Annotated in this window: 22 protein-coding genes and 1 pseudogene; all 23 read left to right on the forward strand. The window is 65.9% G+C overall.

The genetic code is table 11. From position 1 onward, the window contains the following. Positions 1 to 161 precede the first annotated feature (161 nt). A pseudogene (locus tag L4X63_RS05505) lies at positions 162 to 1,673 on the forward strand (spermidine synthase). 173 nt (positions 1,674 to 1,846) lie between these two features. Continuing rightward, positions 1,847 to 4,120 (forward strand): Ig-like domain-containing protein, encoded by a 2,274-nt coding sequence (locus tag L4X63_RS05510; protein WP_250677581.1) that lies wholly within the window; start codon positions 1,847 to 1,849, stop codon positions 4,118 to 4,120. 167 nt (positions 4,121 to 4,287) lie between these two features. Further along, complete coding sequence (locus tag L4X63_RS05515; protein ID WP_250677582.1) at positions 4,288 to 5,631, forward strand: TolC family protein; 1,344 nt, start codon at positions 4,288 to 4,290, stop codon at positions 5,629 to 5,631. After that, positions 5,628 to 6,722 carry an efflux RND transporter periplasmic adaptor subunit gene (locus L4X63_RS05520; RefSeq protein ID WP_250677583.1) on the forward strand — a complete coding sequence of 365 codons (1,095 nt, stop codon included), beginning with the start codon at positions 5,628 to 5,630 and terminating at the stop codon, positions 6,720 to 6,722. Before L4X63_RS05515 ends, L4X63_RS05520 begins: the two co-directional genes overlap by 4 nt. 117 nt (positions 6,723 to 6,839) lie before the next feature. Beyond that, on the forward strand, positions 6,840 to 10,052 hold the full coding sequence (locus L4X63_RS05525; protein ID WP_250677584.1) for an efflux RND transporter permease subunit: 3,213 nt from the start codon (positions 6,840 to 6,842) through the stop codon (positions 10,050 to 10,052). 123 nt (positions 10,053 to 10,175) lie between these two features. Next, on the forward strand, positions 10,176 to 10,604 hold the full coding sequence (locus L4X63_RS05530) for a C-GCAxxG-C-C family protein (RefSeq protein WP_250677585.1): 429 nt from the start codon (positions 10,176 to 10,178) through the stop codon (positions 10,602 to 10,604). Positions 10,605 to 10,696: 92 nt separating this feature from the next. Then, on the forward strand, positions 10,697 to 10,909 hold the full coding sequence (locus L4X63_RS05535; protein WP_250677586.1) for a YgaP family membrane protein: 213 nt from the start codon (positions 10,697 to 10,699) through the stop codon (positions 10,907 to 10,909). Further along, positions 10,906 to 11,733, forward strand: a complete 828-nt coding sequence (locus tag L4X63_RS05540) for an MBL fold metallo-hydrolase (RefSeq protein WP_250677587.1) — start codon at positions 10,906 to 10,908, stop codon at positions 11,731 to 11,733. The genes L4X63_RS05535 and L4X63_RS05540 overlap by 4 nt, the downstream gene beginning before the upstream one ends. Before the next feature lie 212 nt (positions 11,734 to 11,945). After that, positions 11,946 to 12,344 carry a rhodanese-like domain-containing protein gene (locus L4X63_RS05545; protein ID WP_250677588.1) on the forward strand — a complete coding sequence of 133 codons (399 nt, stop codon included), beginning with the start codon at positions 11,946 to 11,948 and terminating at the stop codon, positions 12,342 to 12,344. Positions 12,345 to 12,781: 437 nt separating this feature from the next. After that, complete coding sequence (locus L4X63_RS05550) at positions 12,782 to 13,804, forward strand: sensor histidine kinase (RefSeq protein WP_250677589.1); 1,023 nt, start codon at positions 12,782 to 12,784, stop codon at positions 13,802 to 13,804. Positions 13,805 to 13,903: 99 nt separating this feature from the next. After that, on the forward strand, positions 13,904 to 14,266 hold the full coding sequence (locus L4X63_RS05555) for a response regulator (RefSeq protein ID WP_250677590.1): 363 nt from the start codon (positions 13,904 to 13,906) through the stop codon (positions 14,264 to 14,266). Next, positions 14,263 to 14,772 carry a chemotaxis protein CheX gene (locus L4X63_RS05560; RefSeq protein ID WP_250677591.1) on the forward strand — a complete coding sequence of 170 codons (510 nt, stop codon included), beginning with the start codon at positions 14,263 to 14,265 and terminating at the stop codon, positions 14,770 to 14,772. The genes L4X63_RS05555 and L4X63_RS05560 overlap by 4 nt, the downstream gene beginning before the upstream one ends. A 12-nt stretch (positions 14,773 to 14,784) precedes the next feature. Next, the gene (locus L4X63_RS05565) at positions 14,785 to 15,798 is read left to right on the forward strand and encodes a response regulator (RefSeq protein ID WP_250677592.1); all 1,014 of its coding nucleotides are present in this window, start codon (positions 14,785 to 14,787) and stop codon (positions 15,796 to 15,798) included. A 193-nt stretch (positions 15,799 to 15,991) separates the two neighbouring features. After that, the gene (locus L4X63_RS05570; protein ID WP_250677593.1) at positions 15,992 to 18,106 is read left to right on the forward strand and encodes a tetratricopeptide repeat protein; all 2,115 of its coding nucleotides are present in this window, start codon (positions 15,992 to 15,994) and stop codon (positions 18,104 to 18,106) included. 109 nt (positions 18,107 to 18,215) lie between these two features. Beyond that, positions 18,216 to 18,635, forward strand: coding sequence for a flagellar basal body rod protein FlgB (gene flgB / locus L4X63_RS05575; RefSeq protein ID WP_250677594.1), 420 nt, complete (start codon positions 18,216 to 18,218; stop codon positions 18,633 to 18,635). Continuing rightward, a complete protein-coding gene (flgC, locus tag L4X63_RS05580) occupies positions 18,636 to 19,067 on the forward strand; it encodes a flagellar basal body rod protein FlgC (RefSeq protein WP_250677595.1) in 432 nt (143 codons plus the stop codon). 12 nt (positions 19,068 to 19,079) lie between these two features. Next, the gene (gene fliE / locus L4X63_RS05585; protein ID WP_250677596.1) at positions 19,080 to 19,394 is read left to right on the forward strand and encodes a flagellar hook-basal body complex protein FliE; all 315 of its coding nucleotides are present in this window, start codon (positions 19,080 to 19,082) and stop codon (positions 19,392 to 19,394) included. Positions 19,395 to 19,526: 132 nt separating this feature from the next. Beyond that, positions 19,527 to 21,098, forward strand: coding sequence for a flagellar basal-body MS-ring/collar protein FliF (gene fliF / locus L4X63_RS05590; protein ID WP_250677597.1), 1,572 nt, complete (start codon positions 19,527 to 19,529; stop codon positions 21,096 to 21,098). A 42-nt stretch (positions 21,099 to 21,140) separates the two neighbouring features. Continuing rightward, positions 21,141 to 22,133: a flagellar motor switch protein FliG gene (fliG, locus tag L4X63_RS05595; RefSeq protein ID WP_250677598.1), complete on the forward strand. Its 993-nt coding sequence runs from the start codon at positions 21,141 to 21,143 to the stop codon at positions 22,131 to 22,133. Next, the gene (locus tag L4X63_RS05600) at positions 22,120 to 22,827 is read left to right on the forward strand and encodes a FliH/SctL family protein (RefSeq protein ID WP_250677599.1); all 708 of its coding nucleotides are present in this window, start codon (positions 22,120 to 22,122) and stop codon (positions 22,825 to 22,827) included. The genes fliG and L4X63_RS05600 overlap by 14 nt, the downstream gene beginning before the upstream one ends. Next, positions 22,820 to 24,139, forward strand: coding sequence for a flagellar protein export ATPase FliI (gene fliI, locus L4X63_RS05605; protein ID WP_250677600.1), 1,320 nt, complete (start codon positions 22,820 to 22,822; stop codon positions 24,137 to 24,139). Before L4X63_RS05600 ends, fliI begins: the two co-directional genes overlap by 8 nt. 71 nt (positions 24,140 to 24,210) lie before the next feature. Next, complete coding sequence (fliJ, locus tag L4X63_RS05610; RefSeq protein WP_250677601.1) at positions 24,211 to 24,654, forward strand: flagellar export protein FliJ; 444 nt, start codon at positions 24,211 to 24,213, stop codon at positions 24,652 to 24,654. Beyond that, positions 24,651 to 25,151 (forward strand): MotE family protein, encoded by a 501-nt coding sequence (locus tag L4X63_RS05615; protein ID WP_250677602.1) that lies wholly within the window; start codon positions 24,651 to 24,653, stop codon positions 25,149 to 25,151. The genes fliJ and L4X63_RS05615 overlap by 4 nt, the downstream gene beginning before the upstream one ends. Positions 25,152 to 25,181 lie beyond the last annotated feature (30 nt).

Consider the following 25,181-nt stretch of genomic DNA (forward strand, 5'->3'; position numbering starts at 1 on the left):
GATTGTACATGAGCCTTGTCGGTGAATGGGGCCTTTTTCAGTATCCCTCCGGTATTTCCTTCCGTCCCGCGCCGACCAAACTGCCGTTTCCGGCAGTACGGGGACCCGTTGTGAGCCGTTTTCTGGTGTTCTTTATCGCCGGCTGGTCCGGTTTCTCCATGATGGCGGTGGAGCTTCTGAGCGGCCGTATCCTGGCCCCGAGTTTCGGCAACAGCATCCAGGTTTGGGGAGCGGTCATCACCGTCTTCATGGTGGCCCTTTCGGTCGGGTACCTGGTTGGAGGGCGGCTTTCGGTCCGTGAGCCTTCCCTGGCCAAGTTCGCCCTGATCCCCCTGGCCACCGCTGCGGCGATGACTCCCGCGGCCCTCTTCGCGGATCCGCTGATGGACCGGATCTTCGACCTGATCCTCGATCCGCGCTACGGCGCCTTGACGGCGGCGGCGCTCCTTTTCTTCCTGCCGACCATGGTGGGGGGGATGGCGTCTCCCTACGCCGTCCGCCTGCTGGTCGACGACTGCAGCGCCAGCGGACGTCACGCCGGGTTCCTCTTTTTCGTAAGCACCACCGGCAGTGCGGCCGGTACCATCCTGACCTCCTTCTACCTCGTCCTGATCATGGGGGTCGGCCAGATACTTTGGAGTTTCATCGGTGTTTCAGCGGCACTGGGCATCTTGACGCTGGCACTGTCCCTCTTTGGTTTGAAGAGGGGTACCGTCCCCGAAGAGTCCTGATCTCTTCGCGGGGGTATCTCCTCGTGTTTTTTCACTGTGATGTTCTTCCGGGGATGGAGACGGATGGTCAAAGCACTGCGTTTGGTCATACTGCTGGTGTGCGCAATGGTGGGGCTTTCGGGGACGGCGTTCTCCGATACCGTCATCCACCAGGAGCGTTCTCTCTACCGCAACCTCTTCGTCACCGAGGATAGCGATACCCGCTGCCTGCGCTTCAGCACCCACACCAACACCGTCCAGACCTGCTTCGCCCTCGAGGAGCCCGAGAAGGTGCTCTTCGACTGCAACAAGATGATCCTCGGCTCCCTTCTGCTTCGTCCCAACCCGCGCCGCATCCTGATGGTCGGGCTGGGCGGGGGGACCCTCACCTCGACGCTCTCCAAGCTCCTCCCCAACGCCACCATCGACGTGGTCGAGATCGATCCCGCCATGGTCCGGGTGGCCAAAGAGTACTTCAACTTCAAGCCCTCCCCCCGGGTTCACATCACCGTGGAGGACGGGCGGGTCTTCGTCAAGCGCGCTCTGGCCAGGGGGGCCAAGTACGACCTCGTCATCCTCGACGCCTTCGACGACCTGTACATCCCCACCCATATGCTGACGGTGCAGTTCTTCTGGGAGATCCAGAAGATCATGACCGCCGACGGGGTGCTGGCCGCCAACACCTACTGCAACACCAAACGTTACGACCGGGAGTCGGCCACCTACCAGGCGGTCTTCGGCCCCTTCTTCAACCTGAAGAAGTTCTGGAAGAATACCCGGGTGGTCATCGCCGAGCAGGACGGCCTGCCGTCCGAGGAGGCCCTCGCCCAAAACGCGAAGCTGCTCCAGAAGAAATTCGCCCGCTTCGGGATCGAGACTTCCTGGCTGTTGCCGCTCTTCTCCACCGAGGTGGACTGGGACGAGCGGGCCCCCACCTTGAACGACCAGTTCCTCCCCTTCTAGGGGTTTAGCTCTCTCGCAATTCCAACCACCGGCCGCGGCGCCCGCCCGCCGCGCTCTTATGCTGCGGCCGCCGGCGCCCGCTTGCCGGCTTTCTGCTTCTTGACACCCCCCTGCCTTGGCGGTAAGCATACTGCATACAGCCCAAGCCCTGAATTCCCTGAAGGAGATTGCGGATGGTGAGATTGTTGGCGGCCCTTTTACTGGCGAGCGTCCTTTTGTTCGGTTGTTCCGGTTCGGGAGGCCAGCCGGTCACCCTGACCGAAGTGAGGGTAACGCCCGCTTCCCCCACCCTGGCCCCCGGCACCACGACCACCTTCCGGGCCACCTCTGTCTACTCCAACGGCAACATGGTCGACGATACCGCGCTCGCCACCTGGAGCTCCTCCAACCCCGCGGTCGCCACCGTCAACGGGAACGGGGTGGCCACCGCCATCAGCGCCGGGACCACCACCATCAGCGCGACCCGCTCGGGGGTCACCGGGACCACCACCCTTACCGTGGCCGCCATCCAGAGCATCTCGGTCGCCCCCGCCACCCAGATCGGCATCGTCGGCACTACCCAGCAGTTCCGGGCCACCGCCACCCTCACCAACGGCGCCACCCAGGACGTCACCAGTCAGGTCACCTGGAGCAGTTCCGCCCCCTCGCTGGCGACGGTCTCCGCGGCCGGGGTGACCACCGCGCTCGCCGTGGGGCCGGTCACCGTGACCGCCACTTCCGGCACGGCGAGCGGAAGCGCCGCCCTCAACGTGGTGACGGTCACCTCGCTCGCCATTGCGCCGCTGGCTTCCACCGCCGATCTCGGGACCCCCGTGCAGTTCACCGCCACCGGGACCCTCTCCAACGGCGGCAGCAGCGACATCACCACCCTGGTCACCTGGAGCTCCTCGGACCAGACGGTGGCCACCGTCAACACGGCCGGTGCCGTCACCGGGGTCAACGCCGGGACCGCCACCATCACCGCTTCTTTCACGGGGGTGGCGAGCGCAAGCACGACCTTCACCGTGCTTCCCCCCACTTCGCTGACCGTCGCTCCCGCCAACGTGAGCCTGGTCGCGGGGAGCACCAGGCAGTTCACCGCCACCGGCGGCTTCGCGGACGGGACCACCCGCGACCTCACCTCGCTGGCCAGCTGGAGCTCGTCGGCCCCCTCGGTGGCGGCCGTCAGCAACGTCTCCGGGAGCCGGGGAACCGCCACGGCACTCGCCAACGGCACCGCGGTGATCGGCGCCAACGTGGCCGGGGTGACCGGGTCGACCACCCTCACCGTGAGGACCCTGAGCTCGATCACGGTGACCCCTGCCAACCCGACCGTCTCCGTCGGCTCCTCCTTACAGCTCACCGCCACCGGGACCTTCTCGGACAACAGCACCCAGGATCTCACCAGCCAGGTCACCTGGAGCTCCTCGCTTACCAGCGTGGCGACGGTCAGCAACGTTTCCGGTACCAAGGGGGTCGTCATCGGCCAGGCCCAGGGCTCCGCGGTTATCACCGCGAGTTTCCCGCAGGCCGGAGGAGCGGTGACCGGCTCGACCACGGTGACCGTGCAGCGGGGGCAGACGACCGCCGCCAACGAGGCCTTCGTGACCAACTCCGGGACCGCCTTCCTCTCGGCCGTCGACCTGATCGGCAATTCGGTCCTCTCCAACGTACTGGTTGGCGGAGCCCCCCAGGGGGTGGCGCTCAACACCGCCAGCCGGCTCGCCTACGTCGCCAACAATAACAACGGCACGGTCTCCGTGGTGAACATCGACAGCAGCACGGTCGTCGACACAGTGACCGTGGGAGCGGGTCCCTGGGGGGTGGCGGTCAACAGCGCGACCAACCGCGTCTACGTCTCCAACCAAAGCGGTACCGTCTCGGTCATCGACGGTTCCACCGGCACGGTGGTGACCACCATCCCGGTCGGGGCCTCCCCGCGCAACCTGGCGGTCAACGTCGGGACCGGCCGTCTCTACGTGGCGAACTTCGGCTCCAACACCGTCTCGGTGATCAGTACCGCCACCAACCAGGTGGTCGGCACCGTCAACGTGGGGCTTGGGCCGGTGGACGTGGCGGTCAATCCCGCGGCGGGCCTCGTCTACGTCGCCAACAGCTTCAGCTCCACCGTCTCGGTGATCAGCACCGCCACCGGCAACGTGGTGAGCACCATCCCGGCCGGCAACAACGCCCAGGGGATCGCCTTCGATCCCACCTCCGGCAGGCTCTACGTGACCTTGGGGAACAGCAACCAGCTCGTGGTGGTCGACACCGGCACTAACGCCGTGGTGGCCACCATCCCGGTCGGGACCGCCCCCCGCGGGGTTGCCGTCCGCCCCTCCTCCGGGAGGGTCTACGTTGCCAACTTCGGGAGCAGCTCGCTGTCGGTGGTCAACTCCACCACCAACTCGGTGGTGGCGACCATCCCCGGGGTCACCGGGGCCGCCCAGGTAGCCGTCATGCCGTGATTTATTTCCGCTAACCTTCTCATGAGCCGCCCCGGTCGAAGGGACTAAAGGAGCCCCGGCCTTATGCCGATATGGAATAAAGGGTTGACAATTTGTTCTGCAATATATATACAAAAATCCATATATATTTTTTGCTGGATCTGTGCGGCTGCGACAGGGAGGTTGCGGTGAAGAAATACCTTGTGCTGCTGAGCGTTACGCTCTGGGGAATGGCTGCCGTTCCCGTCTTCGCGGAGAGTGTCACCCTGCGGGAGGCGGTGGGGCGTGCCCTGGAGAACAACCACCATCTGAGGGCGGCGGCCCGCGAAGAGGGGGCGGCCCGGGAATCGGTCGCCGTCAGCCGGAGCCGCTACCTGCCCCGGCTCTATCTCGACAGCGGGGTGGCGCTCTCCACCACCCCGAGCACGGTCTTCATGATGAAGCTCAACGAGGGGCGGATCAACCCCGGCAGCGACTTTACTGCCGACCGGCTCAACCACCCCGACCCGCGGGCCGATTTCGCCACCACGCTGACCTTGGACCAGCCGCTGCTCGACTTCGGCATCTCTAGCGGCGTGGATATGGCGGCCAAGGAGGCCGAGGGGGCGGAGCTGCGGACCGGCGAGGGGCGGGAGGAGATCGCCTTCCGGGTGAGCCTCGCCTACTTCGAGGTGCTGAAGGCCCGGGCCTACAACGACATCGCCGGGCAGGCGGTGGCCGACGCCCGGGAGCACGAGCGGCTGGCGGGCCTGCGCGAGCGGGACGGGCTGGGGCTCAAGTCCGATTCCCTACGGGCGGCCACCGCGCGTTCCGAGGCGGAGCAGCGGCTGGTGAGCGCCGGGAACAACCTCACCATCGCGCGGCTGAGGCTGAACCTGTTAACCGGCGGCAAGGATGGGGAGGAGCTCGACGCCGGGGTGGGCCCGCGGTTGGCCGCGCCGTCCGCCGGTAAGGACGACCTGGTGCTCCTGGCCCAGCGAAGCCGGCCGGACCTGGCGGTGGCCAACAACGCCGTCCAGCTCGGTGAGCTCGGGGTGCGCCGGGCCAAGGAGGCCTACCTCCCGACCGTCCACGCCCAGGCGAGCTACCAGGTCAACGACCGCAGCGTCCCCTTGGGGTACGACAACGACTCCTGGACGGTAGGGGTGAGCCTGCGCTGGGAGCTCTTCGACGGCCTGAGCCGCTCGCACGAGCGCTCCCGCGCGGAGCTGAAACGGGAGGCGGCTGCCGAGCTCCTCGAGAACGTGCGGCGCGAGGCGGCGCTCCAGGTGAAGGAGAGCCTGTTGAGGCGCCAGGAGGCGGAGCTGCGGCTTGCCTCGGCACAGGGGGCGGTCCGGGCGGCGGAGGAGGGGATGCGGCTCATCGCCTTGCGCTTCCAGAATGGGCTTTCCTCGATGGTGGAGCTTCTCGACGCGGAGGCGGCGCTCAACGGGGCGCGGGCCAACCTGGTCGAGGTGGAGAACGGACTGCAGGTCTCCTCCGCGGAGGTGTACTTCAGGGCAGGGGTTTTGGTTAAGGAGGTCATGAAATGAGAGCAAGCCGGCTGACGATCCTGGCACTGCTGGTGCTGACGGCTTTGGGATGTGGCAAGAAGGAGGAGCACGCGGTGCAGAGCGCCCCGCCGGTGGTTCGGGGGGTGACGCTGACCGCGGTGGCGGCCGAGGGTATCCCGGAGGTCACCGAGGCGGTGGGGACGGTGAAGGCCAAGACCTCGGCGGTGATCGCCGCGCGGGTCTCGGGTAGCGTCACCGGGGTCTACGCCCGCGAGGGGGACCGGGTCGGCAAGGGTAAGCTCCTCGCCGCCATCGATGCCGCCGAAACCGGGGCAGCCGCGGCCGGGGCCGCCTACGGCGTCGACGAGGCGGCCCGTGCGCTGGAGGAGGCCCGCTCCCGCAAGAGGCTGGCCGACGCCACCTTCGACCGCTACCGTAAGCTCTTCGCCGAGCAGGCCCTGACCCGCCAGGAGTTCGAGGTCCGCCAGTCCGAGAAGGAGGTGGCCGCCGAAGGGGTGGCCCGGGCGCAGGCGAGGCTTAAGCAGGCGACCGAAGCGTCCCGCGCAGCCGGAGCGGTCGCCGGCTACGGCAAGGTGACCGCCCCCATCGCGGGGGTGGTGCTGGCCAAGCAGGTCGAGCCGGGGCAGACCGTTTTCCCGGGGACCCCGCTCTTCACGGTGGAAGGTGACGGAGGATACCGGCTCGAAGTGGCGGTACCCGAGGCGCTCCTCGGCAGGATCAAGGCGGGGGACGTGGTCGGCATCGCCGTCGAGGGGGCTCCCTCCACCGGCCGGGTCTCCGAGGTGGTCCCCCTGGTGGATCCCTCCACCCGCACCTTCATCGCCAAGGTCGACCTCTCCGGCAAGCGGCTCAGGTCGGGAGCCTACGGAAAGGCGCTCTTGAAGACCGGATCGCGGCAGGGGATCGCCGTTCCCGCCGCCGCGGTGGTCGAGCGCGGCTCCCTCACCTCGGTCTGGGTCGCCGGTCCCGACCGCATCGCCAGGCTCAGGCTCGTGAAGCTCGGCAACCGGGCGGGCGACCGGGTGGAGGTCCTTTCGGGGCTGAGCGCCGGGGACCAGGTGGTTACCGCGGGAATCGAGAAGCTTTCGGACGGCGCGAAGATCGAGTAGGACCTATTCCCGCCGGCCTGGCCTCAAGCTCGCTCTCCTTCAAGGAGGAAAGGGTGAGGATGGGTGGCCGGCAAAGAGAAACGCAGAGCCCGCTCGCGGGCTACAGCGGAGAGACGCATGGAAAAACTCGGTTTGGCGGGGCGGATCGCCCGTACCTTCATAGATTCGAAATTGACGCCGCTCATCGTGGCCGCCTCGCTGCTCTTGGGGCTCTACTCGGTGCTGGCGACCCCGCGCGAGGAGGAACCGCAGATCGTGGTTCCCATGGTGGACATCTACCTCCCGATGCCGGGGGCGACCCCCAAGGAGGTCGAGGAGCGCCTGGTCATCCCCTACGAGAAGAAGATCTGGGAGATCAAGGGGGTGGAGTACCTCTACTCGGCCTCCCGCCCCGGGATGGGGATCGTGACCGTCCGCTTCCTGGTGGGAGAGAACCTCGAGCAGTCGCTCGTCAAGCTCTACAACAAGGTGATGTCCAGCCGCGAGATCCTTCCGCCGGGCGCGAGCGAGCCGCTGGTGGTCCCGAAGTCGATCGACGACGTCCCCATCCTGACCCTCACCCTCTGGTCGGAGCGCTACGATCACAGCGCCCTGCGGCGGGTGGCCCAGGAGCTGAGGGACGACCTCGAGAAGACCGATAACGTGGCGGAGACCGAGATCAAGGGGGGGCTCTCCCGCGAGCTCAAGGTGAACCTCGACGGCGCCAAGCTCTCCTCCTACGGGCTCACCGCCGGTGCGGTGATGGGGGCCATCGAGAAGGCCAACGTGGCCAGACGCGCGGGCACCGTCTCCACCGGCAACCGGGAGTACACCCTGGACGCCGGGGGCTTCATCTCCGACGCCGCCTCCGCCCGGAGGCTCGTGGTGGCGGTGAAGGACGGCCGCCCGGTTTACCTTGGCGAGGTGGCCGCCGTCACCGACGGGGTGCAGGAGCCAACCAACTACGTCTTCTTCGGCCTGGGGCCGGCCGCCGCCAAGAAGGGGATCACCGGCGGGCGCGGCGACTATCCGGCGGTCACCATCTCGATCGCCAAGCGTAAAGGGGCCAACGCCACCTGGGTGGCCGAGGACCTCCTGAAACGGGTGGAGTTCCAGAAAGGGAAGATCATCCCCTCCGAGATGAAGGTCACCGTGACCAGGAACTACGGGGAAACCGCCAAGGAAAAGAACAACGAGCTCCTCTTCCACATGTTCCTGGCCGCCATCTCGGTCACCATCCTGATCGCGATCTTCATGGGATGGCGGGCCGGTGCGGTGGCAGCCATCGCCATCCCGGTGACGCTGGCCTTGACCATGTTCATCTTCAACCGGATCGGCTACACGCTGAACCGGATCACCCTCTTCGCCCTGATCTTCTCCATCGGGATCCTGGTGGACGACGCCATCGTGGTGGTGGAGAACATCCACCGCTACTTCACCACCACCAAGCTGAGGCCCCTGGAGGCCTCCGTGAAGGCGGTGGACGAGATCGGCAATCCGACCATGCTCGCCACCCTGGCGGTCATCGGCTCCATCCTCCCGATGGGGTTCGTGGGGGGGCTCATGGGCCCCTACATGCGCCCGATCCCGGTCGGGGCGTCGATGGCGATGGTCTTCTCGCTCCTGATCGCCTTCATCGTCACCCCCTACTTCGCCTACCGGTTCATGAAGGGCGAATCGCACTTCCAGGTCGATGCCCCCCCGGAAGAGAGCTGGGTGACCGGGTTCTACCGCAAGGTGATGGGGACCCTGATCCACAACAAGAAGGTCCGCTACAGCTTCCTGTCGCTGGTGGTGGTCCTGCTGCTCCTCTCCTGCTCGCTCATCTATTTCAAGGCGGTCACCGTGAAGATGCTCCCCTTCGACAACAAGAGCGAGCTGCAGCTGATCGTGGACACGCCGGAGGGGACCACCCTGGAGGAGACCCAGCGGCTGGCGGCCGAGCTGGGGGACGCCCTCAGGAAGGTGCCGGAGGTGACCGACTTCGAGAGCTACACCGGGATCTCCTCCCCCTTCAACTTCAACGGGCTGGTCCGCCACTACTACCTCCGCAAGGGGCCGACGGTGGCCGAGATCCAGGTCAACCTGGTCGGCAAGGATGAGCGAAAGGATCAGTCGCACGACATCGCCCGCCGCATCCGCCCGACCCTGAAGGCGATCGCCGACCGCTACGGCGCAAGGATCAAGGTCGCCGAGATTCCTCCCGGCCCGCCGGTCCTCTCCACCCTGGTGGCGGAGGTCTACGGCCCCGACCAGAAGAGCCGGGTGGAGATCGCCCGCAAGGTGAAGCAGATCTTCGCCTCCACCAACGGCGTGGTGGACACCGACTGGTACCAGGAGGACGACCAGCCGAGCATCCGCTACCAGGTGGACCGGGAGAAGGCCGCCCTTTCCGGGGTCGATCCCGACCAGGTGGTGAAGACGCTGCAGGCGGCGGTGGGGGGCGCCCAGGCCGGGCTCATGCACGTCCCGACCGAGAAGGAGCCGGTGCTGATCGACGTCCGCCTCCCGGTCGGCTCGCGCAACGACCTCTCCTCGCTCTCCTCCCTCTACCTCCCCGGAGCCCGCGGCAACGTGCCGCTCTCCGAGCTCGTCAAGGTGGTGAAGGGGGTGGACGACAAGTCGCTCTACCGCAAGAACCTGAAGAGCGTGGTGTACGTCACCGGCGACGTGGCCGGGGTCATCGAGGCGCCGGTCTACGCGATCCTCAAGATGCAGAAGGAGATCGACGCGATTCAGCTTCCCGGCGGCTACCACATCGAGCAGCGGGCCGCCAGCCAGCCCTGGAACGAGGAGCGCCCCGGCATCAAGTGGGACGGCGAGTGGCACATCACCTACGAGGTCTTCCGCGACCTGGGCGCCGCCTTCGCCGCGGTCATGGTCCTCATCTACGTGCTGGTGGTCGCCTGGTTCCGCGACTTCACGACCCCGCTCGTGATCATGGCCCCGATCCCGCTCACCCTGATCGGCATCCTCCCGGGGCACGCGCTGATGGGGGCCTTCTTCACCGCCACCAGCATGATCGGCTTCATCGCCCTGGCCGGGATCATCGTCAGGAACTCCATCATCCTGATCGACTTCGCCGAGCTCAGGCGCCGCGAGGGGATGCCGCTCGACGAGGCGATCATCGACGCCGGTGCGGTCCGCTTCCGCCCCATGCTCCTGACCGCGGCGGCGGTCGTGGTGGGAAGCTTCGTGATCCTCTTCGATCCGATCTTCCAGGGGCTCGCGATCGCCATGATGTGCGGGGAGATCGCCTCCACCACCCTTTCCAGGATCACGATCCCGATCCTTTACTATCTCGTGGAGTCCTGGAAGGAGAAGAAAAAGGGCGCTGAACAAGCAGGTTAAACATTAAAAGCTATGCGGTTGTGTTGTGAGGGCTTTTAAGATTAATATATCGAGATGCCGCGATGGCAATGACTAACAACCAGCGGTTCGAGTCAGTACTCGATCCGTCTATCTGGAGAGTGCATGTTCTGGAGCAAGAAAGAGGCTGTTCAAAGTGAGGGGATGTCGGTATCCGAGGCGGTGGCCACCGAGGCGGAGGCCTTGTACCGGTCGGGTAAGATGCACTGCGCCGAGGCGGTCCTGAGCGCGGTGAAAAACCGCTTCGCCCCCCAGGTTTCCGACGAGGTGGTGCGGATTGCCGCCGGCTTCGGCGGCGGTTCGGGGGCCGGCTGCATCTGCGGCGCGGTCTCCGGCGGCACCATGGCCCTTGGCCTCGTGATGGAGGGGAACAAGAAGGCGGTGGCCGCCAAGACCCGCGAGCTGCACGAGTGGTTCAAGGGTGAGTACCGGGTCACCTGCTGCAAGGTGCTGACCGCCAAGGGAAAAAGCGGCTGCGTCGACCTCACCTCCCGCGTCGCCGGTAAGATCGCCGAGATGCTGGAAGAAAACTAGCCGCTCCCCTGATGGGTGGGCGGGAGAACCGGGCCGGAAGGCCCTGCACGCGAGGAGGGGGAGGCCCCCGTCTCGCGAAAAGGAGAAAGACGATGTACATAGACAGAGCGCTCAGATTGATGGCCGGCTTCTTCACCCTGCTCTCGCTGGCTCTGGCCCACTACCACGATCCCCGCTGGCTCTGGTTCACCGCCTTCGTCGGGCTGAACCTCTTCCAGTCCGGTTTCACCAACTGGTGCCCGGCCATGGCCATCCTGGCCAAGCTCGGAGTCCCCAAGCTGCCGAAGGAATCGTGCTGTAAATGAGCCGGCGGATCCGGATCGTCTGCGACAACACGGCAGGAGCCCTGGCCGGCACCCTCGGTGAGCACGGCTTCGCAGCCCATATCGAGGCGGACGGGTCGTCGATCCTTTTCGACACCGGCGGCGGCCACACGCTGCTGCACAATGCCCAGCGGATGAACCTGGACCTGCGGGCGGTGGGGGAGGTGGTCCTCTCACACGGCCATTACGATCACGCGGGGGGGCTTTGGCCCCTTTTGCAGAGCACCGGAGGAAAGCGGGTGCTCGCCCACCCGAAGGTCTTCACCCGCCGGTACTCCCTGCGCGAGGGGGTCTGCCGCTCGGTGGGTATCCCCTATCCCGAGGAGTTCCTGGCCGGGATGGGGGCAAGCTTCTCGTACAGCGAGGATTTCCGGGAGATCACCCCCGGCATCTACCTTACCGGCGAGGTCCCCCGCGTCACCCCCTTCGAAGAGGGTGACCGCGGCCTCTTCTGCGACGAGGAGGGATGCCACCCCGACCCGGTGCCGGACGACCAGTCGCTGGTAGTGAAGACCGGCAAGGGACTCCTCCTGCTTCTCGGCTGCTGCCATGCAGGCGTCATCAACACGGTGGAGCACGCGCGGCAAAAGAGCGGGGAAGAGCGCGTCTACGCCGTAATCGGCGGCTGCCACCTCTCCTTCTGTTCCCAGCCCCAGATCGACGAGACCGTACGGACGCTCAAGAGGTACGGCGTCAAGAAGATCTGCGCCGGGCACTGCACCGGCTTCGAGGCCTCCGCCCGCCTCTCCCGCGAGTTCCCCGCCTCCTTCCGCCCCGCCCAGGTAGGCTACACCATCGAGTGGTGACCGCGCACAGCCGCCCACCCATCCTTCCAGCTCTCTTTCGTGTTACCCGCTCTCCCTCCCTTGGAGGGGAGGGCAGGGGTGAGGATGGGGTAAGGCTGGATCGAGGATGGGGGCCGAAGGCTGCCGCGACCTTGATCTTGCCAGCGGGCCGGGATCGTGTTATCAGGGGAGTCCGCAATCTTCACCATGAATTAAACGGAGGTCTCTCCTCGATGAAACGGTTGTCCACAGTAACGCTCGTCTCCGCTTTCGCCATCCTCGTGCTCCTCTCCTCGCTTGCTTTCGCTGCCGGTGTCACCAATTTGACTTCCACCGATGCGAAGTCGCTTTTGGCCCGCAACCCGAAGATCTACGTGCTGGACGTCCGCACCCCGGAAGAGTACCGGCAGGCCTACCTCAAGGGCTCCCACCTGATCCCGCTCGGCGAGCTCGAGCGCCGGGTGGCCGAGGTCCCGCGCCAGAAGCCGGTCCTGGTCTACTGCTCGGTGGGGCAGCGTTCCCTGGTGGCCGCCCAGTACCTCGCTTCCCATGGCTACAAGGAGATCTATCAGATCTCCGACGGGCTGATCGGCTGGTACCGGAAGGGGTACCCGATCGAACGCGGCCGCTGATCGCCCTGCTGACCGGCTTGACTGTCCGGTTTCCCCACGATGGCTGCCCTTTCGTCGGCGGCTGTAAATCCTCCCTGTCCCCCCTTTGTCAAAGGGGGGGACGATAGGGCCGGGCCTCCCCGCTCCCGGTACCGCGCCCTCACCCGCCGCTCCCCCCCCGCTCACACTCGCTCACACTCTATCCCGTACTTGACCTAGGTCTCCCTACCCCGGTCCACCTGGCCTCTAGTCGTGGCGAAAGGGCATGCCACTCCTCAGGCGCCCGGGCTCACTTTCCCCATGCCCCGCCTGCCCGGTACGGCAGGTAAAATCTGGTAGACTCTGTTTAATGACCTTATCGCTCAAGCTCTGCAAATAATTCCCGATAAGCCAAGGGAAAGGTAGTGTTGGGTGGAGGTGTGATGGGCACGGAATGTGAAAATTTCACCAATGTGCTAATGGAGCAGGTTGGCTCCGGCATCGTCTTTTTGGATGCGCACGGTAAGGTGGCGTTGATCAACCGTAAGGCCGAGGAGATCCTCAAGGTGGAGCGCAGCGAGGTGCTCGGCAAGCGGGTTGACATGCTCCCCTTGCGCACCGCGATATACCGCGTACTGAGCGAGAATTCCCACGACGAACCGGCCGAGATCAGCGTGGAAGGATCGGTGGTGCTGGTCCGCTCCTCGGCGGTCCAGACCGGCAGCGGCTGGGGCGAGTTCTTCGAGATCCGCGACATCACCTCGGAAAAAAGGGAAAAACGGGAGCGGGAGGAGTTCGTGGCCATGATGACCCACGACCTCAAGTCCCCCCTCACCGTCATCATGGGATACGTGCAGGCGCTTTTGGGGGAGGTCCCCGGCAAGGTCGACCCCTCGCTGCTGATGTTCATCAAGGAGATGGACAAGAGCTCCAAGAAGATGCTCTCGATGATCGAGGACGTGCTGGACGCCTACCGGCTGGAGGCCGGGCTTTTGCAGATCGACCGGCAGCCGTGCAACGTGCAGGCGCTCTTGGAGGGGTGCTGTAACGACGGCGCCCGCGAGGCGGTGGTCCACGGCTCCTCCTTCCTGAGCGAGATCTGCGCGGGAATCCCGCCGCTCAACGTGGACGCCAAGCAGATCGCCCGGGTCTTCGCCAACCTGATCGGCAACGCGGTCAAGTTCACCCCCCGCCGCGGGACCATCAGGGTCTCCAGCGAGGTGCAGGACCAGTACCTGGTGGTCGAGGTGGAGGATACCGGCATCGGCATCCCGGCCGACGAGGTCCCCCGCATCTTCAACAAGTACTTCCGCGCCTCGGGGGCCCAGGGGTTCAAGGGGACCGGGCTCGGGCTCACCATCTCCAAGGCCATCGTGGAGGCCCACGGCGGGAGTATCGGGGTGGAGAGCGCGGCAGGAAAAGGGAGCCGCTTCTTCGTCCTGCTCCCCATGGAAACTGACCTCCCCGAAGATACTAAAGTTTCCACCGGGGCAGCCGAATAGCCTTCATGAAAATGATCAAGCTTCCCGGGGGCGTACTGCCGTCCCGGGCCTGTTCATAAAGCCCCCAAAGCGGGAGGCACCAACACCAAGGAGGAAACCATGGGCAACGTACTGATCGTCGACGATTCATCCACTATGAGAAAGATCATCTCCCGCAGCCTGCGCCAGGCAGGGCTCCAGGTTGACGATATCTACGAGGCCGGCGACGGTATCGAGGGGCTCGCCGCCATGGAGGGAAAGAGCATCAGCCTCATCCTCTCCGACATCAACATGCCCAACATGGACGGGCTGGAGTTCATCAAGGCGGTCCGCGCCAAAGGGGTCAAGGTCCCCATCGTCATGATCACCACCGAGGGGGGCGAGGACATCCTCAAGGAAGCGATCAACAACGGCGCGAGCGACAGCATCAAGAAGCCGTTCACCCCCGACCAGTTGAACGAGAAGCTCGGAGGGCTTTTATGATGGCCCTCAACCAGGAGATAGCCGAGAGCACCCGGTTGAGCGAGGCTGACCTGGCAGGTTACGTGATCAACGCCACCAAGGAGGTCTTCAACACCATGGTGATGATGGCCCTGGAGGACAGCTACCCCCTCAAGGAGCCGGTCACCTCGTTCCACTGCTCGGTCACCGGCATGGTCGGGCTGGCCGGGACCTACACCGGCATCCTCTCCATCCACTGCCCCCAGTCCTTCGCCCTGCGGATCACCTCCAACATGCTCGGCATGGACGTCGGCGAGGTGGGGGAGGACGTCAACGACGCCCTGGGGGAGATCGCCAACATGCTCGGCGGTTACGTGAAGCAGATCCTCTCCAAGGGGGGGCTCGACATCAACCTCTCCATCCCGACCGTCATCGCCGGGGAGGATTACACCATCAACTCCATGTCCGACAGCGACTGCGTCGTCATCCCCTTCACCAACGAGAACGAGCGGTTCCTGGTGGGACTCAAGCTGCATAAGGAAGGTTAGCCGGACGTCACCATGGCCGCTTTTGAGAAACTCCAATCGATGCTGGATGCCGCCATGAGGCAGGCGGGCGAGGAGAGCAGCATGCTCCTCGGCCAGAACCTGACCGTGGGGCCCTCCGACGTGCTGAACACCGACCGCAAGAGCTACCTGGCCGGCGAGGATGGGGCAGTCTACGCGGTCGGCGTCGAGTCGCGCGAGGCCTACCCCGGCTTCTTCTACCTCATCTTCTCGCTGGGCGACGCCATCGTCATGAGCTCCATCCTGCTCGGCATCCCCGGCCCCCGCATCCAGGAGAAAAGGCGGCTGAGCATCCAGGAGCCTGACGACGTCGATGCCTTCGGCGAGATCGCCAACCAGATCATCGGCTCCTTCAACACGGTTTTCCAGCCCAAGCTCCCCGACAAGGTGCACTTGAAGCTCCTCACCCCGCAGAAGTACATCCCGGACATCGATGAGCTGACCGATCAGGTCCCCTTCCCGGACGGACCGTACCTCATGTACCGCGCGCCGCTGGAGATCCCCGGCTACGACATGTACCGGCTGGACATCATGATTCCCCCGGCCTTGGCCAACCTGTTCGATCCCCAGCCGGAGGAGGCGCCGGCGGAGGCCGTAGCGGCCGAAGTGGCGGAGGAGGAGGTCCCGGCGGCCGCCCCCGCGCTTCCCCCCTGCGTCCTGGTGCTCGGCGACGACGACGTGCGGCGGGAGATCATGGACGGGCTCTCCCCCGAAGGGTTCACGCTGATGGATGCCCCGCTGGGGGCCGACCTCCCCGAGCTCTTCTCCGACGGCAACGTCAAGGTGGCGGTGGTCTCGCTCAAGCGGACCTTCGACCGCGACCTGGCCATCTGCAAGCGGCTCGCCCCCATGATCAAGCGCTGCGGCGGTTCCCTCCTCCTCTGCGCCCCCGAGTGGACCAGGAGCGCGGTCTTGAAGGCGCTCAAGGCGGGCGCCTGCGACATCCTCATGCAGCCGCTCGACGCGAGCGAGCTCAAGCTCAAGGTCGGCAAGGTCCTCCACTGCTAGCGCGAGTCAAAAAAACACCTCCCCCGCGGAGGTTTTTTTGACTTCGCCCGTCGCCGCCCGTACCCCGCCCGCCGCTCCCCTCACCCGCCCCTCTTAAAACTCCTGGAAATCCTGCCGCTTTCGCCCCCGCCATCCGTTTTTCAGCACCGGGGGGAGCCCCGCGCATTGCCGCGGCGGAGGCGGCCGGTTCGGCATGGCTTTTGCCTTACCCATTCCCATGACCTCTCCCCCCCGTACACTCTCCGCTCTCCGGCTCGCTCTCGTGGCGATCCTCGTCGTCGCGCTCCCCCTGGCGGCCCAGGCGCAGGACAACCGTCTGCGCAGGGTGCGGGTCATCCCCCATGCAGGCTCCTCCACCGTCCGTCTCTTCTTCCAGGACCCTCCCGAGTACCGGGTCTCCACCCTCCCGGGACGGGTGGTCATCGAGGTCACCGGGGCTGACGCCCCCCCCTTTAAACGGTTCCGCTCCTACAGCGACAGCCACCTCTCCGGCATCGTGGTCACCCCCCGCTACCACGGGGTGACGGTCACCATCAGGACCCGGGAGAGCGATCCCGGCGTGCGGGCGGTGGCGCTCGCCGACCCCTCGGTCCTCTCCGTGGAGGTGGGCCCCTCCGCAAAGAAGGTGGCGCTCTCCCCCGATATCCTGCCGGGACGCGAGCCGATCCTGGCCGGTATCCAGGAGTTCGTGAAGAACTACCAGCTCCCCTACCGGACCGCGCTCCCCTTTGTCCCCACCGACGCGAAGCTCTTGGCCGGGCAGCTCTCCTCCGACGAGGTGAAGCTCTTCCAGCAGGCGGAGGGGCTCCTCTACCGCGAGCGGGCCGCCGAGTCGCTGGAGATCTTCAACGGTTTCGCCGCCCGGGGGAACACCGCCGTCAAGGCGCTCGCCTCCTACCGGCAGGGTGAGGCGCTGTTGCTGCTCGACCGGGTGCCGGAGGCCCTGGCGAGCTTCCGGCAGGGGGAGACCCTCTGGCCCGCCTACCTGGAGAACGCCCCCGGCATCGCCCTGGGCTACGCCGAGGCGCGGGCACGCGGCGGGGACTTTGCGGGAGGACGCGCCCAGCTCTCCCGGCTGATCCAGGCCCTCAACGGGACCGTCTACGCACCGCCGCTCTTGGACCGGCTGGCCCAGATGTACGAACGGCACGGCGACGGGGAGGCCGCGCTCGCCATCTACCGGACGCTCGCGGTCCACGCGGACGGGACGGTGGCGGCCACCCGGGCACGCATGAAGCTCGCCGACCGGGACATGTTCACCGTCCCGCGGGAGAGCTACCGCGCGCTCCTCGAGCGCTACCAGGCCGTCTACCGCGCCCCCGGCGACCTCGCCGTGCGCGACGAGGCGCTCTTCAAGATCGCCCTCCTGAAGGCCCTCTACGGCGCACCCCGCGGCGCGCTGGAGGCCTCGGTCAACTACGACACCTGCTACCCCCGCGGGATCTTCTCCACCGTGGTCAAGAAGATGCGCGAGGAGCTGCTCTTGCCGGTCTACCGCGAGCTCTACGCCGCCAAGGATTCCGCGGCCCTCGCCAAGCTCGCCGCCGACAACCGCGAGCTCCTCTCCCGCTGCTTCACCGATCCCGGCTTCGCCCCCCGGCTGGCCGATGCCTTCCGGAATGCGGGGATGCTGACCAAGGAGCTGGAGATCTTCCCCGATCTGGCCGACCGCAACTGGGCGGCCTCCTCGGCCCCCTTCCTGGTCTCCCGCATCGTCGAAGACTCCCTCACCCTCGGCAACCAGACGCTTGCCCAGGCCGCCGCCCGCGAGTACCTCTCCCGCTTCCCCGGCGGCTCCCAGGCCGGGAGGGTCCGCGAACAGCTGGCCCGCATGGCCTACGACCGGGGCAACCTCAAGGAGGTGGCGGCCGGGCTTGCCTTCCTCGCCAAGGGGGGCAAGGCGGAGTTCCCCGAGAGCGATTACTACCTCGGCAAGGCCCAACTGGCGGCCGGCGACCAGCGGGGTGCGCTGCAGTCCTTCTCCCGCTTCGTGGCCCGGGTCCCCGATGGCTCTCCGCTCGCCCTGGACGGCTTTTTCGCGCTGGCCGGTGCCCAGAGCTCCCTCAAGGATTTCGCCGGCGCCCTGGCCAGCTACCGCCGCGGCCTCAAGCTCGCCAAGGGGGAGGACGCCGATCAGTTCCTCTACAAGATGGGGGAGCTGCACCTCCGGCTCAACCAGGTGCGCGAGGCGCGCGAGGCTTGGGAGCAGGTGGCCGCCAAGGGGGGAGGGGGAACCTGGGGAAAACTGGCGGCCGAGGCGTTGTCCGACCTCAAGTGGCGGCTCAAGATCGCCGGCGAGCTCCCCTGACGCCTGTCAAAAATATGACCCACGCGGCCGCTAAAGGCCGCAAATCCGGCATCTTCCGGCTGGTACGGCTTTTGCTGGAGCCCCAGCAGCACGCAAGGAGGCAGACACCATGCCCGTCAACAGTATCTTCGGCAACACCATCGACCTGCTCGGCAAGACCCTCGACCTGAGGGCCAAGCGGCAGGTGCTCATCTCCGCCAACCTGGCCAACGTGGAGACCCCGGGGTACACCCCCTCGGACGTCACCTTCGAGTCGGAGCTAAAGAGCGCCCTCACCAAGGGGAGTATCGACACCCCGCCCGCCAATCCGCGCCACATCCCGCTCCGTCACGGGTCGCAGTCCCTGGAGATGGTGCAGGGGACGGTGGTGCAGGCCCCCGACGCCAACGCCGGGCTGGACGGCAACGGGGTGGAGATGGAGAGCGAGATGAGCCGGCTGGCCGAGAACCAGATCATGTACAACGCCTCGGTGCAGCTCCTCGTCAAGAAATTCGAGGGGATGAAGATGGCGATAAGGGGGACCCTCTAAATGGACTTTTTCTCTTCGATGGACATCAGCGCCTCCGCCCTGAGCGCGGAGCGGACCAGGATGAACCTGATCTCTTCCAACCTTGCCAACGCGAACTCCACCCGCACCGCGGAAGGGGGCCCCTACCGCCGGCGGGACGCGGTCTTCACCGCCACCCCGGCCCCCGGCTCCTTCGGGGCGGCGCTGGGGCGCGCGACCCAGGCGAGGAGCGTGGCGGTCACCAACATCGTGGAGGATCAGAACCCTCCCCGCCTGCAGTACGAGCCGAACAACCCCGACGCCGACGCCAAAGGGTACGTCGCCTATCCGAACGTCAACGTGGTCGAGGAGATGGCCGACATGATATCGGCCAGCCGCAGCTACGAGGCCAACATCACCGCCACCCAGGCCGCCAAGAGCATGGCGATCAAGACCCTCGACCTCGGTCGCTAAGGAGGAAGCTACATGCAGATCACCGGTATTGAAGGGATTGGGGTAGGGGGAGGGGTCTCCCAGGCGTTTCCGGTCAAGCAGGCGGAGAGTGCCGCCGGCAACCCCGCCGTCGGCTTCGGTCAGCTGATGGAAGATATGATGAGCAAGGTGGACGGCCTCCAAAAGAGCGCCGACCACTCCATCCAGGGCCTCGCCACCGGCGAGAGCAAGGGGCTCCACGAGGTGATGCTTGCGGTCGAGAAGGCGAGCGTCTCCTTCCAGTTCCTTACCCAGGTCCGCAACAAGGCGGTCGAGGCCTACCAGGAGATCATGAGGATGCCGGTCTAGTGCCGGTCCCCCTTGCCCCTGTGTCGAAATTTTGACCTCTTTTACGTTTTCCTGACTTACACGAACGATTCGCGATGACGGGAGCCGGTCACCGGATGTCCAGGTGACCTTCGAGCTCCCTGTGGGGATGCCATGCCGGAAGGACTCAAAAAACTGCTGGAACCGTTTCTTGCCCTGAGCACCGGGAAGAGGCTCGTGGTGGCCGGGGTGGCGCTCGCCTCCCTGCTGGCCTTCGCCGCCTTGATCGTGGTGGCCAACAAGACCGATTACCGGCCGCTCTTCTCCAACCTGAACTCGGACGATGCCGGCGAGATCGTCAAGAAGCTCAAGGAGCAGAAGGTCCCCTACCAGATTTCCGACGACGGCAAGGCGCTCCTGGTCCCCGCCGACAAGGTCTACGACCTGCGGCTTTCGCTCGCTTCCGACGGGCTTCCCCAGGGGGGCGGCATCGGCTTCGAGATCTTCGACCGCAAGAACTTCGGGATGACCGAGTTCGTCCAGAAACTCAACTACCAGCGCGCCCTGCAGGGCGAGCTCTCCCGCACCATCTCGCAGCTTTCCGGGGTCGAGTCGGCCCGGGTTCACCTGGCCATCCCCGAGAAGAGTCTCTTCAAGGAGGCCGAGAAACCGGCCACCGCCTCGGTGGTGCTCAAGATGAAGTCCAACCGGAGCCTGCGCGACTCCGAGGTGCAGGGGGTGGTCCACCTGGTCGCCTCCTCCATCGAGGGGATGGATCCCGACAACGTCACCGTGCTCGACTCCCGCGGCAAGATGCTCTCCACCTCGTCCTCCTCCGACCCGGCCACCAGGCTCACCGGCGCCCGCCAGGAGGCCCAGCGGCAGTTCGAGAAGGGGACCGAGGACAAGCTGCAGAGCCTCCTGGACAAGGTGGTCGGCACCGGCCGTTCCGCCGCCCGGGTCTCGGCCTCCTTCGACATGAAGAAGGTGGAGCGCTTCGAGGAGCGCTACGACCCGGAGACCGCCGCGGTACGCAGCGAGCAGCGGAGCGAGGAGAAGGGGGGGACCACCACCACGGCAAGCGGGGTCCCCGGTGTGCAGTCCAACATGGCGAGGACCGGCGGCCCGGCCGCGGCCGGCAGCACCGGCGGCGGCACCAAGAGCGACGAGACCCTCAACTACGAAGTGAGCCGCACCACCGCCCGCACCTTCGAGCCGGAGGGGGCGCTCTCCAAGATCTCGGTGGCCATCCTGGTGGACGGCAAGTACGAGCTCTCCCCGGGGGCCAAGCCGGACGCCAAGCCGAAGTACCAGCCCCGCTCTCCCGACGAACTCTCCAAGATCGAGGCGCTCGTCAAGAGTGCCGTCGGCTTCAACGCGGAGCGCGGCGACCAGGTGACCGTGGCCAACATCCCCTTCCAGGACACCGGCGAGGGTGGCATGGAGCCCCCCGCCTGGTATGAGGCACCCATCGCACAGCTCGGCATCAAGTATGCGGTGATCGCCCTGGGCTTCCTGGCGCTGCTGCTGTTCGTGATCCGTCCGCTCATGAAGGTGCTCAAGGTGGAGAAGCCGGCTTCCTTCCTTCCGGTTGCCAACGAGGCCGAAACGTCCCGTATGCTCGAGGAGCAGCGCCGCGAGCAAGAGAAGCTGCGGCTCACCCAGCTCGAACTGGTGGAGAAGGTCAAGCAGGACCCCTACCAGGTGGCCCAAATCCTTCAGAACTGGCTTACCCACAAGGAATAGCGCCGCCATGACCACGACCATGACCATTTCACGAGGTGCCGCATGACCGGAGCGGAAAAAGCCGCGGTACTGCTGCTCTACCTGGGGCCCGAGGCTACCGCCAAGGTGTTCGGCCATATGGACGACGCCGACATCAAGAAGATCAGCCAGAGCATGTCGAGGCTCGGCCATGTCCCGCGCGAGGAGATCTCCAACGTGGTGGCCGAGTTCACCGACATTACCAACCCGGAGACCGGCTTCTTCTCGCAAGGGGAGGAGTTCGTCAAGAAGATCCTCGAGAAGGCGCTGGGGACCACCCGCGCCGAGACCCTGTTGCAGGAGATCCGCACCGCCGGCATCGGCGACATGACCGACATGCTGGCCAGCCTGGATCCCCGCACCATCGCGAACTTCTTCTCCCAGGAGCACCCGCAGACCATCGCCGTCATCCTCGCCAAGCTCAAACCGAAGCAGACGAGCGAGATCATCGCCCTCTTGCCCCAGGAGCTGCAGGCCGAGGTGGTAATCCGCATCGCCGAGGTCGACCAGGTCTCCCCGGAGATCCTGGCGGAGATCGACGAGGTGATCAGGGCCGAGCTGACCGCCCTGGGCGGCGTGCAGCGCTTCAAGGTGGGGGGGGTCGAGAAGGTGGTGGACATGTTCGGCCATCTGGACCGAAGCCGCGAGAAGAAGATCCTCGACAAGCTCGACACCATGAACCCGCCGCTGGCCGAGGTGATCAGGAAGCACCTCTTCACCTTCGAGGACATCTTCAAGCTGGACGACCGCGCGATCCAGGCGATCATGCGCGAGGTCTCCAACGACACCCTGACCCTGGCCATGAAGACCTCCACCGACGAGGTCAAGGACAAGATCTTCCGCAACATCTCCAGCCGCGCGGCGGAGATGATCAAGGAGGACCTCGAGGTCATGGGGCCGGTGCGGCTTTCCGACGTGGAGAAGGCCCAGTCGGAGATCATCAAGATCGTCCGCAAGATGGAAGAGGAAGGGAAGGTCGTTATCGCGGGACGCGGAGCCGACGATGTCCTTGTCTAAGATCATCAGAAAGAGCGGCGAGGCTCACCCCCCCTTCACGCTGGTCCCCCTGGACGGCGAGCTCAAGGCGGCCCCCGGCGACATCTTCAAGCCGGTCACTCTCGGCTGGCAGGAGCCCGACGAGCCGGAGAGCGAGGAGGAGCCGTACGAGCCCCCCCCCATGATCCCCGAGGAGGAGGCCCTCCGGAGGATCCGCGAGGCGCACGCCGAGGGGTTCCGCGAGGGGAGGCAGCAGGCCGAGGCGGAGCTCGCCAAGCTGGGCGAGGCGCTCGGCCAGGCGCTACTGGCCACCGGGGCGCTGCGCGGCAAGCTCATGCACGAGGTGGAGGAGGACCTCCTGAAGCTCTCGGTGATGATCGCCCGCAAGGTGATGCTCCGGGAGCTTTCGCTCGACCCCGGGATCATGACCGGCCTCGTGCAGGCGACCGTCGAGCAGGCGAGCACCGGGGGGAGCGTGGTGGTGCGGCTCAACCCGCAGGAGTACACCCTTTTGGCCGAGTCCCCGCAGCTGGTCCCGCTTTTGAGGGAGAATCCCTCCCTGACCCTGAAACCCGATCCCGCCGTCCCTCCCGCAGGGTGCCTGGTGGAGACGGTGAGGGGGAACATGGACGCGGGGCTCGAGTCGCAGCTGGACGAGATCTTCCGCCGCCTCTGGGAGGAACGTAACGCCCGCCGGGAGGAAGACAATGATTGACCTCGCCCGCTACTTCCCGGTGGTGGAGAGCGCCAAGCCGGTCCGCTTTCACGGGCGGGTGACCCAGGTGGTAGGCCTCGTGATCGAGGGATTCTGCCCCGAGACCGCGGTCGGGAGCCTCTGCGAGGTCCATTCCGAGGGGTCCGCCCCCATCCCGGCCGAGGTGGTGGGATTCAGGGAGAACAAGACGCTCTTGATGCCCCTGGGGGAACTGAGGGGGGTGGGGCTCGGGAGCCTCATCTCGGTCCGGCGCGAGAAGGCGGCCCTGGGGGTCGGCCCGGCCATGCTCGGAAGGGTGATCGACGGGCTGGGCGCCCCGATCGACGACAAGGGGCCCATCGCGGTCTGCGACGAGTACCCGATCTACGCGGCCCCGGTCAACCCGATGAAGCGCCGCCCGATCAGGAAACCGCTGAACCTCGGAATCCGGGCCATCAACGGGCTTTTGACCTGCGGCGAGGGGCAGAGGGTCGGCATCATGGCGGGCTCCGGGGTCGGGAAGTCGACCACCCTCGGCATGATCGCCCGCTACACCGAGGCCGACGTTAACGTGATCGCCCTGATCGGCGAGCGCGGGCGCGAGCTCCGCGAGTTCATCGAGAAGGACCTCCAGGAGGAGGGGTTGAGGAAGTCGGTGGTGGTGGTCGCCACCTCGGACCAGCCCCCCCTGGTGAGGATGCGCGGCGCCTACATCGCCACCACCATCGCCGAATACTTCCAGGCCCAGGGGAAGAAGGTGCTCCTCATGATGGACTCGGCCACCCGCTTCGCCATGGCCATGCGTGAGGTGGGGCTCGCCATCGGCGAACCTCCCACCACCAAGGGATACACCCCGTCGGTCTTCGCGGCGCTCCCGAGGCTTTTGGAGCGGACCGGGAACTTCCAGGGGGGGAGCATCACCGGCCTCTACACGGTGCTCGTCGAGGGGGACGACTTCAACGAGCCGATCTCGGACGCCATGCGGAGCATCCTGGACGGCCACATCATCCTGACCCGCGAGCTGGCGGCGAGGAACATCTACCCGCCGATCGACCTTTTGAACAGCGCAAGCCGCGTGATGTCGGACGTGACCACCCGGGAGCACCGGCAGCTGGCCGGGCAGTTCAAGGAGATCCTGGCCGCCTACCGGCAGGCCGAGGACATGATCAACATCGGCGCCTACAAGGCCGGGAGCAATCCCAAGATAGACTACGCCATCGCCAAGATGGACCGGATGATCGCCTACCTCAAGCAGGACGTCACCGACGGGGTCGACATGGATGAGGCGATCGCCTCCCTGGCGGCGATCTTCGAGGATGGCGGGTATGGCTGACGCTTCCCGGCAGGAAGGGGAAGGCGGCCGGACAACGGCGGACCGACGGTAAAAAGGGGAGGCGCTAAGCCATGGCAGGACCCGAATTCAGACTTGAGCAGGTACTTAAATTCCGCAAGGAAGTGGAGAGGATACAGCAGCTGGAGCTCGCCAAGGCGAGGCAGCAGCACGAAAACGCCCGCGAGCAGCTGTCGAACGAGAAGGCCGCCCTGGAGACGCTGACCGAGGAGCTTGCCCAGCGGCAGGCCTCCGGGATCGACGCCAAGGACCTGCAGCTCTACGGCGCCTTCGCCCGCAGGAAGAGCCGCGAGATCGAGGAGATGCGCCGTTCGGTGAGCATGCTCGAGAAGGCGGTCCAGGAAAAGCGCGAGGCGCTCTTGACTGCGGCCAAGGAGAAGAAGGCCTTGGAGGTCTTCAAGGAGAAGAAGATGCGTGACCTGAGGATGGAGCAGCTTTTGAAAGAGCGGGCCTTCCTGGACGAGCTGGCGGTCCAGGGGAGGGGCGAGCGGGCATGAAGAAGGTCATCCTCATCCTCTTCGCCGTCGCCGTCAGCGTCTACCACTGGGGCCCCCAGTTCGACTGGCCCGGCCAGGCGAGCGCCACCGAGAACAGGAGCGGCTACCACCCTCCGGCGACCGATGCCGCCTCCCTCGAGCTCAAGCGCCAGCAGCTGGACCAGCGCGAGGCTGCCCTCAAGGCCAAGGAGGCGGAGCTCGCCCGCCTTTCCGCCACCCTCGACGCCCGTGTCAAGGAATTGAACGCAGCCAAGAAGTCGCTGGAAGGATCGCTCGCGGCCAAGAAGCAGCAGGACAACGACCGCTTCAAGAAAATGATCAAGATCTACAAAGGGCTGAAGCCGGACGACGCGGCGGCCCTCATGAACAAGCTCGACAGCAAGACGGTCATCGAGATGCTGAACATCATGGACCAGAAGACCGCGGTCAAGCTGATACCGTTACTGACCCAGCCCCGGGTGCTCGAGTGGACGAGGATGAACCTCTCCTCGCGCTAGCGAGCCCATCCCGGGACGGGCGGACCGTTG

The organism is Geomonas sp. Red32, from assembly GCF_023652955.1.
In the GTDB taxonomy this organism is placed as follows: domain Bacteria; phylum Desulfobacterota; class Desulfuromonadia; order Geobacterales; family Geobacteraceae; genus Geomonas.

What these genes read in the sequence shown, in the direction of transcription:
- L4X63_RS05560 (WP_250677591.1), top strand. Translation starts at nt 14,263, where the DNA reads ATGATGGCCCTCAACCAGGAGATAGCCGAGAGCACCCGGTTGAGCGAG.
- fliE (WP_250677596.1), top strand. Translation starts at nt 19,080, where the DNA reads ATGCAGATCACCGGTATTGAAGGGATTGGGGTAGGGGGAGGGGTCTCC.
- flgB (WP_250677594.1), top strand. Translation starts at nt 18,216, where the DNA reads ATGCCCGTCAACAGTATCTTCGGCAACACCATCGACCTGCTCGGCAAG.
- L4X63_RS05600 (WP_250677599.1), top strand. Translation starts at nt 22,120, where the DNA reads ATGTCCTTGTCTAAGATCATCAGAAAGAGCGGCGAGGCTCACCCCCCC.
- L4X63_RS05530 (WP_250677585.1), top strand. Translation starts at nt 10,176, where the DNA reads ATGTTCTGGAGCAAGAAAGAGGCTGTTCAAAGTGAGGGGATGTCGGTA.
- L4X63_RS05535 (WP_250677586.1), top strand. Translation starts at nt 10,697, where the DNA reads ATGTACATAGACAGAGCGCTCAGATTGATGGCCGGCTTCTTCACCCTG.
- flgC (WP_250677595.1), top strand. Translation starts at nt 18,636, where the DNA reads ATGGACTTTTTCTCTTCGATGGACATCAGCGCCTCCGCCCTGAGCGCG.
- fliJ (WP_250677601.1), top strand. Translation starts at nt 24,211, where the DNA reads ATGGCAGGACCCGAATTCAGACTTGAGCAGGTACTTAAATTCCGCAAG.
- L4X63_RS05555 (WP_250677590.1), top strand. Translation starts at nt 13,904, where the DNA reads ATGGGCAACGTACTGATCGTCGACGATTCATCCACTATGAGAAAGATC.
- L4X63_RS05550 (WP_250677589.1), top strand. Translation starts at nt 12,782, where the DNA reads ATGGAGCAGGTTGGCTCCGGCATCGTCTTTTTGGATGCGCACGGTAAG.
- L4X63_RS05570 (WP_250677593.1), top strand. Translation starts at nt 15,992, where the DNA reads ATGGCTTTTGCCTTACCCATTCCCATGACCTCTCCCCCCCGTACACTC.
- L4X63_RS05540 (WP_250677587.1), top strand. Translation starts at nt 10,906, where the DNA reads ATGAGCCGGCGGATCCGGATCGTCTGCGACAACACGGCAGGAGCCCTG.
- L4X63_RS05615 (WP_250677602.1), top strand. Translation starts at nt 24,651, where the DNA reads ATGAAGAAGGTCATCCTCATCCTCTTCGCCGTCGCCGTCAGCGTCTAC.
- fliF (WP_250677597.1), top strand. Translation starts at nt 19,527, where the DNA reads ATGCCGGAAGGACTCAAAAAACTGCTGGAACCGTTTCTTGCCCTGAGC.
- fliI (WP_250677600.1), top strand. Translation starts at nt 22,820, where the DNA reads ATGATTGACCTCGCCCGCTACTTCCCGGTGGTGGAGAGCGCCAAGCCG.
- L4X63_RS05510 (WP_250677581.1), top strand. Translation starts at nt 1,847, where the DNA reads ATGGTGAGATTGTTGGCGGCCCTTTTACTGGCGAGCGTCCTTTTGTTC.
- fliG (WP_250677598.1), top strand. Translation starts at nt 21,141, where the DNA reads ATGACCGGAGCGGAAAAAGCCGCGGTACTGCTGCTCTACCTGGGGCCC.
- L4X63_RS05525 (WP_250677584.1), top strand. Translation starts at nt 6,840, where the DNA reads ATGGAAAAACTCGGTTTGGCGGGGCGGATCGCCCGTACCTTCATAGAT.
- L4X63_RS05520 (WP_250677583.1), top strand. Translation starts at nt 5,628, where the DNA reads ATGAGAGCAAGCCGGCTGACGATCCTGGCACTGCTGGTGCTGACGGCT.
- L4X63_RS05545 (WP_250677588.1), top strand. Translation starts at nt 11,946, where the DNA reads ATGAAACGGTTGTCCACAGTAACGCTCGTCTCCGCTTTCGCCATCCTC.
- L4X63_RS05565 (WP_250677592.1), top strand. Translation starts at nt 14,785, where the DNA reads ATGGCCGCTTTTGAGAAACTCCAATCGATGCTGGATGCCGCCATGAGG.